Below are 6,680 nucleotides of genomic sequence, written 5' to 3' on the forward strand. Positions count from 1 at the left end.
TGATGTTTGCAAACTAACTTAGCATAAATTGCAAAGAAGTTAGCAAATTTGCACTATAAGTCAGCATAGTCTATTTTTTGTCGTAGGTTTACAACAAAAGTGATGCGCACTATGTTCGACCAAACCAAAAAATCCTCTCACGTTCACAACATCTGCAAGTTCATGAGCTTGAAAAATGATGCTGTTGTTCGCACTCTCTCTGTTTTAGAGTTCGATTTTTGTTTCCATCTCGAATATAACCCTGATGTTAAAGGGTACATATCTCAACCACACGGTTTTTATTACTACTTTAATGGTCGCAAGTGTCGTTATACGCCAGATTTTTTAGCCGATAATCATAACGACCAATCTACTCTTGTTGAGATTAAGCACTCAAGCCAGATTTTAAAACCAGACTTCAGGCTCCGATTTGCTGAAAAACAGCGAGTAGCACTAGAAGAACAAGGAAAACGCCTTGTTTTAGTGACAGAGAAACAAATTCGTATTGACCCAATATTTAGTAACTTAAAGCTGTTACATCGTTACTCTGGTTTGCATTCCATCACTAAAGCGCAAAAGTCTGTTCTCGGATTTATACAACGTAGACAGAAAGTACAATTACGCGAAATCTCCGACCACTTAGGACTGTCTGAGCATGAAACTCTGATATCAACACTCTGTTGGCTATCGTCAGGGAGAGTTAATACTGATATTAGAAGCTCTGATTTTGGTTTGAATAGCTACGTTTGGTGTTAGGTATGACGTCAGATTTTGATGACGTTTTTGGTTTCATTGATGAAATGGAAGCTTCTGCCAACGAAGCGGAATTAGTAACCCAAATACCGAGTGATTTATTTGAAGAAGATAAATCGTATCTCCCTTCCATTGATACCTATCCTGTAAAAACTCAACAAGAAGTATTACGACGTCTTAAAGTCATTCAATTTACTGAAAAACGTCTAAAAGGTGGGTGGACAGAAAAAAATCTTGTACCGATTTTAAATCAGGTTGAACAAGAGCTAGGGCTATCTCCACCGAGTTGGCGAGTTCTTGCCGGCTGGAAGAAAATGTATTTTGAATCAGGGAGAGCCGTTCTTTCGCTCATTCCTAAACACGCCCAAAAAGGAAATAGAACCGTTCATACAGATTCACAGTCGCTCATTGATGAAGCGATTGAAAAAAAATACCTGACTAAAGAGCGTTTAAGCGTTGCAGAGGCTTACCGCTATTACAAAAGCCGAGTAATTAAAGCCAACCAAGAAATAGTCGAAGGCAAAATCAAGCGAATTAGCCAAAGAGCATTTTATGACAGAGTGAATAGTTTACCACCCTATGATGTTGCAGTGGAAAGGTATGGAAAGCGATATGCAGATAGAGAGTTTCGTTCTGTAGGCCAGCAAATAGAGGCGACGAAACCGATGGAGTACGTTGAAATTGACCATACTCCAGTCCCTGTCATACTGATTGATGATGAATTGGATATTCCATTAGGTCGCCCATATCTAACCATGCTCTATGACAGGTTTAGTAAGTGCATCGTCGGCTTCAGCGTTAACTTTAGAGAGCCTAGTTTTGATTCCGTCAGAAAAGCACTATTAAGTACTTTGCTAGACAAGCACTGGGTAAGCGAAAAATATCCCTCAATAACAAATGATTGGCCATGTCATGGAAAAATAGACTATCTGGTCGTTGATAATGGTGCCGAGTTTTGGAGTGATAGCCTAGAGGACTCTTTGAGACCTTTGGTGTCGGATATTCAATACAGCCAAGCTGCCAAACCGTGGAGAAAGACCGGTATAGAAAAGTTATTTGATCAACTAAACAAGGGGTTGGTTAACGCTCTGCCTGGAAAAACATTCACAAACCCCACTCAGCTTAAAGATTACGATCCTAAAAAAGAGTCTGCCGTTAGAGTTTCTGTATTTATGGAGTTAATACATAAATGGGTTATCGACCGCTATCACATGGACTCTGATAGTCGAGAAAGGAATGTTCCTTATCATAAGTGGAATGAATCGAAATGGCTTCCAAATTTCTACCAAGGACAAGCTGCGGCCGAGTTACGTATTGAGTTGGGGTTGTTAAGGCACCGGACGATAGGGATCGCTGGGATAAGGTTGCACAATTTGCGCTATCAATCGGATGAGCTCATAGAGTATCGAAAATACAATTCGGTTAATTCACAAGGGAAACTCTTCGTCAGGACAAAAACCGATCCGTCGGATATAAGCGCTATCTACGTTTTTCTTGAATCAGAAAAGAAATACATAAGAGTCCCAGCGGTTGATAACAGTGGGTATACCAATGGACTTTCGTTGTTCGAACATGAGCGAATTCAAAGAGTGCGCAGGTTGAATACCCGAAGCCTCGTCAATGAAGAGTCTTTAGCCGATACCTATCTCTATATGGAAGCTCTTATTGAAGGGGAAGCAGAGAGAATGCGTAGTTCTAAAAACAAAAAGCTCACCCAACCTAAAACAGGGAATACTTCTAAGATTGCAAAATACAGAGATGTTGGCACGGAAGGATCTGGCTCAATCGTTAGAAAAAATGAAAGCAGTAATTCAGCATTAAACGTTGTTAGTACTCAACTATCATTGGACGATGATGATCTTGAAGAGATAGAGGGCTACTAATCGTGAATTTTACTTCCATGCAGTGTGAACAATTGAAAGCCTACGATAATTGTTTTATTGAGTACCCCGAAATTACGGAGATCTATTCGATACTTGACCAACTTCGCTTTAATCAATTACTAGGCGGTGAACCTGAGTCATTCTTATTAACCGGTGAGTCTGGAAGTGGAAAAACCGCTTTGATCAATAACTATCTTTCACGCTTTAAGACAGGATCGAGTTGGTCCAAGCAAACAGTCCTAAGTACCAGAATTCCTAGCCGAGTAAATGAACAAAATACTCTAACTCAATTTCTCGTTGATCTGGACTTAGAATCAGGAGGCCGCTCAGTGCGAAAGAGGAATGAAATAGCACTTGCTAAAGGAGTGGTCACTCAGCTAAAACGTAAATCTGTCGAGCTCATCATTGTTAATGAAATTCAAGAGCTTGTGGAGTTTTCTACAGCAGATGAACGACAGACCATTGCGAATACATTCAAATATATTAGTGAGGAAGCATGTGTATCATTTGTATTAGTTGGAATGCCCTATGCCGATATTATCGCTAAGGAATCACAGTGGAACTCTCGATTGAGTTGGCGCAGAGAAATCAATTACTTTAAATTACTCAAGGTTGAAAGCGCTTCGAAAAATACCAACACTCAATACAGTATTGATTCCGAACAGAAGCTACACTTTGCTAAATTTGTGGCTGGACTAGCTTCCAGAATGGGATACGAGGAAACGCCGGTATTGACTAAGAATGAAATTCTTTACCCTTTGTTTTCAATGTGTCGTGGAGAGTGTCGAAGGCTCAAGCACTTTTTGAAAGATGCCATGATTATGAGTCTTAAAGAGAATAAAAGTACCGTGGATAAGGAGATACTCGCGAGTACATTTGCTCTGAAGTTTCCTTATCTAGACAATCCATTTGAATGTTTGCTAGAGGAGCTGAAGTTAGACCAACTTGATACAAGTTCAGCCTATAATACGAGAGCGATTACTTCAGAAGATAAGATTCTCGCCCCTCGTTTTACTGATGCTATTCCATTAAGCATGCTACTAAGCAAAAGCGCCCTAAAGGTTTAAGAGGTTTGTTGATGCACAACGATTAAGACTCTAATTTAGCCAATAACACCGCCTTCTCTTCATCACTCATTTTATCAATGGCGCACGCTAGCTCAGCGCTCAATTCGCTCCTACAGAAAAAGTAGTTTAGCGGCACATCTAATTCTTCAGCCATACGTTCAAGCGTACCAATATCGGGTACATGCCTGCCTTTCTCGTAATGATTCATACGACCGCTAGCAGAACTCTGCTCCATACCAATTTTCACCCCTAAATCTTTTTGGGTGATCTTGGCTTTTTTACGCGCAGCTTTGAGCCTCGCAGGGATGGGGTTGTCTTTTTGCACTTACACATTTCTTTTCAACCTTTAGATAACTTAGATTGTCTAAGTTTTACTGATTTTTGTATACTTAGCAATCCTAAGTTTTTATTACCTGTAAGAGTCACATGAAGAAAGTAACCAGAATTAACCCTCACATGTTTAACCTATTGATTGAGAAAGGGATGGATAATTTCTCCGTCACAGACGCTAGGGATGCTTTGCTAAACAGTGCTTCAACCTTCTCGAGTAAGGACGACGCTCGAAAGTATGTTTATAAGCAACTTCTATCTTTTGAGGAGAAAGGCTGGCTTTCTGTTATTGGGGTTCGCAGAGACAAACGCTACCATCAAACTAACGAATTCAAAGCGCTCACAATTGAGCCTAGATCGGGTCGAAATAGGAAAGCTAAGGTCGACTCAACGGATATTCAAATTCCAGAGTGCTCTCTAAATGCACTAGAGCGAGAGAAGAAACAGCATGAAGGTGAGCTGGCGATTACTCTAGGCGAGATTGAGGAATACCAATCGTTGTTAGCGCGTTTCCCAAACAACAAGCAAGATATGCAGCCGCTATTTAATGCAGCAAGAGAACGCTCAGCCAAGCTATTAGGCAGAATTAATGCACTAACCAACTGGATGCAAGTCGCCCAAAGTAAGGCTCCTCAATGTTAAGAGCATGGCAAGCCGAGTGTGCAGATCAAGCTGTCGAGAAATTCACTTCAAACAAGCATTCACACTTCTTCTGCCAAGCGACTCCTGGAGCGGGTAAAACCGTTATGGCCGCCGAGGTTGCGAGTCGGTTATTTGAAATAGGCATGATTGACTTAGTGCTGTGCTTCTCGCCCTCTCTGACTGTTGCTGAAGGGATGCAAAAGACCTTTTCATGGAAGCTCGAATGTTCCTTTAATGGAGGTTTGGGTTCTCTTGGAGGCTCTTACACCTACCAATCAATCCGTTTTTTGGATGAAAACTTTTGGTACACCGTCAGCAAATATCGAGTTTTAGTCATATTTGATGAGATCCACCATTGTTCGTTTGATGACGAGGGGCGGTCAAATTCATGGGGGCTAGAAATTGTTTCTAAGATCCAAGGCTTTGCTCGTTACACTCTGGCGCTGTCGGGCACGCCTTGGCGTTCTGACCGACTACCGATCGTCATGGCTGAGTATTCTGATCCTGAAGGCAAGGTTGTTTGCGATTATCAATACGGCTTGCAACAGGCAGTTGAAGATAAGGTATGCCGCCGCCCTAAAATCGTTTTAATCGATAATGAACACCTGAGCGTTAAGGCTAGCAGTGACAATCAACACTTCGCCTCTATTCTTGATTGCCTTAAACAATCCGATGTCTCTTATCAAAGCGTCATCCACAACGAAGATGCTATGAATTACATACTAAATAGCGGCTGCCAAAAGTTAGAGCAGATAAGGGAAGAGTCCCCAAGTGCTGGAGGCTTGGTGGTCGCCTCTTCTATTAAGCACGCTAAAGACATTCAAAAGCGACTTGTTGAGCACTTTAATCAATCAGCATGCATAGTGACTTATCATCATGATAATCCGTTACATGAAATTGAGTCCTTTCGTCACTCAACGGTTCAGTGGATAGTTAGTGTTGGGATGATAAGTGAAGGAACGGATATCCCTCGGCTTCAGGTTTGTTGTCATATGAGCTCGGTAAAAACGGAACTGTACTTCAGGCAAGTGCTTGGAAGGATATTGAGAGTTAATGATTCACCCAACCAAGAAGCATGGTTGTATACCTTCGCTGAAGAAAATTTGATTGGGTTTGCTGAAAGAATTGAGCAGGATATTCCTGATAGCTGCTTTTACATTAAACAAGAGAATAATGTGCCGAGCGCTACTGATGAAAAGCACCTGACACCGAGTACCGTGTCGGGAAGCGTTCAATCTGATCGACCTCACCCAAGCCTACTTAATTGGGGAGAAGCTTCAGATGTTATCAACTCAAATAATGTAGGACTCACTTTAGCTTTGGATGAGCTGAGATTAGGTCAATTTAAGCAGAGGGTTATTGCAGCGTTCACTTAAACTGTAGTAACTCATATTAGATCTTACACATCGGCTTGTTAGTCACGACTAGATCGTACAAGCCGACTTGTTGAAATCGTAACTCATTCTTGGACATAAATGAGTTTCGAAGAACCAAGTATTAGCAAATCACGAATTAGCATAAGTATGGAAAGTCACTAAGCTCACTGTCCAGTATTGATGGTGCACATCACTGCCTTGTTTTTACACAAATCTGACATTGATGAATGCCATAAGCTATCGATATAAACATCAATATATTGTATTATTATATCCGTATTTATACTTGTTAGGATTTTCTATGTTGATTCACGAATTTTCGAATAAGGACGTTACCGCTGAGCATGTAATTTTAGCTCAAGCAATACTAGCAGGGACTGCTCAAGGTGATAAAAGTAAAGCACAGCGCTTTATGATTTTTGTAAATGAGATTCCCGATGCGCCGACTGTGCAAAACCTGATTCCACGCTTTAGTCAATTTATGAAGCTCTTTAAAGCCAGCTGACATTCAAAATACGTTACACAGGGATGTGTAATTAAGATCACCAATTCCCCCCTAACCACTACCTACTTTTAAACTCTATCTGACCCTATGCTCGCTCTATATCTAGCCATTGTTGTCGGAGGACAGTAAACGCCCCATGAACCCA

The 6,680-nt window shown here is 41.1% G+C and carries 7 protein-coding genes; 6 read left to right on the forward strand and 1 reads right to left on the reverse strand.

From position 1 onward, the window contains the following. Positions 1-111 precede the first annotated feature (111 nt). Genes AB4263_RS22765 through AB4263_RS22775 form a run of 3 tightly spaced genes read left to right on the forward strand, consistent with a single transcriptional unit; the run spans position 112 to position 3,682 of the window. On the forward strand, positions 112-735 hold the full coding sequence (locus AB4263_RS22765) for a TnsA endonuclease N-terminal domain-containing protein (protein ID WP_017064065.1): 624 nt from the start codon (positions 112-114) through the stop codon (positions 733-735). A gap of 2 nt (positions 736-737) precedes the next feature. Continuing rightward, positions 738-2,615: a Mu transposase C-terminal domain-containing protein gene (locus AB4263_RS22770; RefSeq protein ID WP_017064064.1), complete on the forward strand. Its 1,878-nt coding sequence runs from the start codon at positions 738-740 to the stop codon at positions 2,613-2,615. A gap of 17 nt (positions 2,616-2,632) precedes the next feature. Next, positions 2,633-3,682: a TniB family NTP-binding protein gene (locus AB4263_RS22775; protein WP_017064063.1), complete on the forward strand. Its 1,050-nt coding sequence runs from the start codon at positions 2,633-2,635 to the stop codon at positions 3,680-3,682. 22 nt (positions 3,683-3,704) lie between these two features. Here the strand turns inward: AB4263_RS22775 and AB4263_RS22780 are convergent, their stop codons facing one another. Beyond that, positions 3,705-4,007: a helix-turn-helix domain-containing protein gene (locus tag AB4263_RS22780; RefSeq protein WP_017064062.1), complete on the reverse strand. Its 303-nt coding sequence runs from the start codon at positions 4,005-4,007 to the stop codon at positions 3,705-3,707. Positions 4,008-4,108: 101 nt separating this feature from the next. Here AB4263_RS22780 and AB4263_RS22785 point away from each other — a divergent pair, with 101 nt between their 5' ends. The 3 genes from AB4263_RS22785 to AB4263_RS22795 all read left to right on the forward strand — a co-directional run bounded on the left by AB4263_RS22785 (position 4,109) and on the right by AB4263_RS22795 (position 6,535). Next, the gene (locus AB4263_RS22785; protein WP_017064061.1) at positions 4,109-4,654 is read left to right on the forward strand and encodes a hypothetical protein; all 546 of its coding nucleotides are present in this window, start codon (positions 4,109-4,111) and stop codon (positions 4,652-4,654) included. After that, positions 4,648-6,030, forward strand: coding sequence for a DEAD/DEAH box helicase (locus tag AB4263_RS22790; protein ID WP_372098938.1), 1,383 nt, complete (start codon positions 4,648-4,650; stop codon positions 6,028-6,030). Before AB4263_RS22785 ends, AB4263_RS22790 begins: the two co-directional genes overlap by 7 nt. A gap of 301 nt (positions 6,031-6,331) precedes the next feature. After that, positions 6,332-6,535, forward strand: coding sequence for a pyrophosphatase (locus AB4263_RS22795; RefSeq protein ID WP_102420170.1), 204 nt, complete (start codon positions 6,332-6,334; stop codon positions 6,533-6,535). Positions 6,536-6,680 lie beyond the last annotated feature (145 nt).

This window comes from Vibrio sp. 10N.261.55.C5 (assembly GCF_041470505.1).
GTDB lineage: Bacteria > Pseudomonadota > Gammaproteobacteria > Enterobacterales > Vibrionaceae > Vibrio > Vibrio crassostreae_C.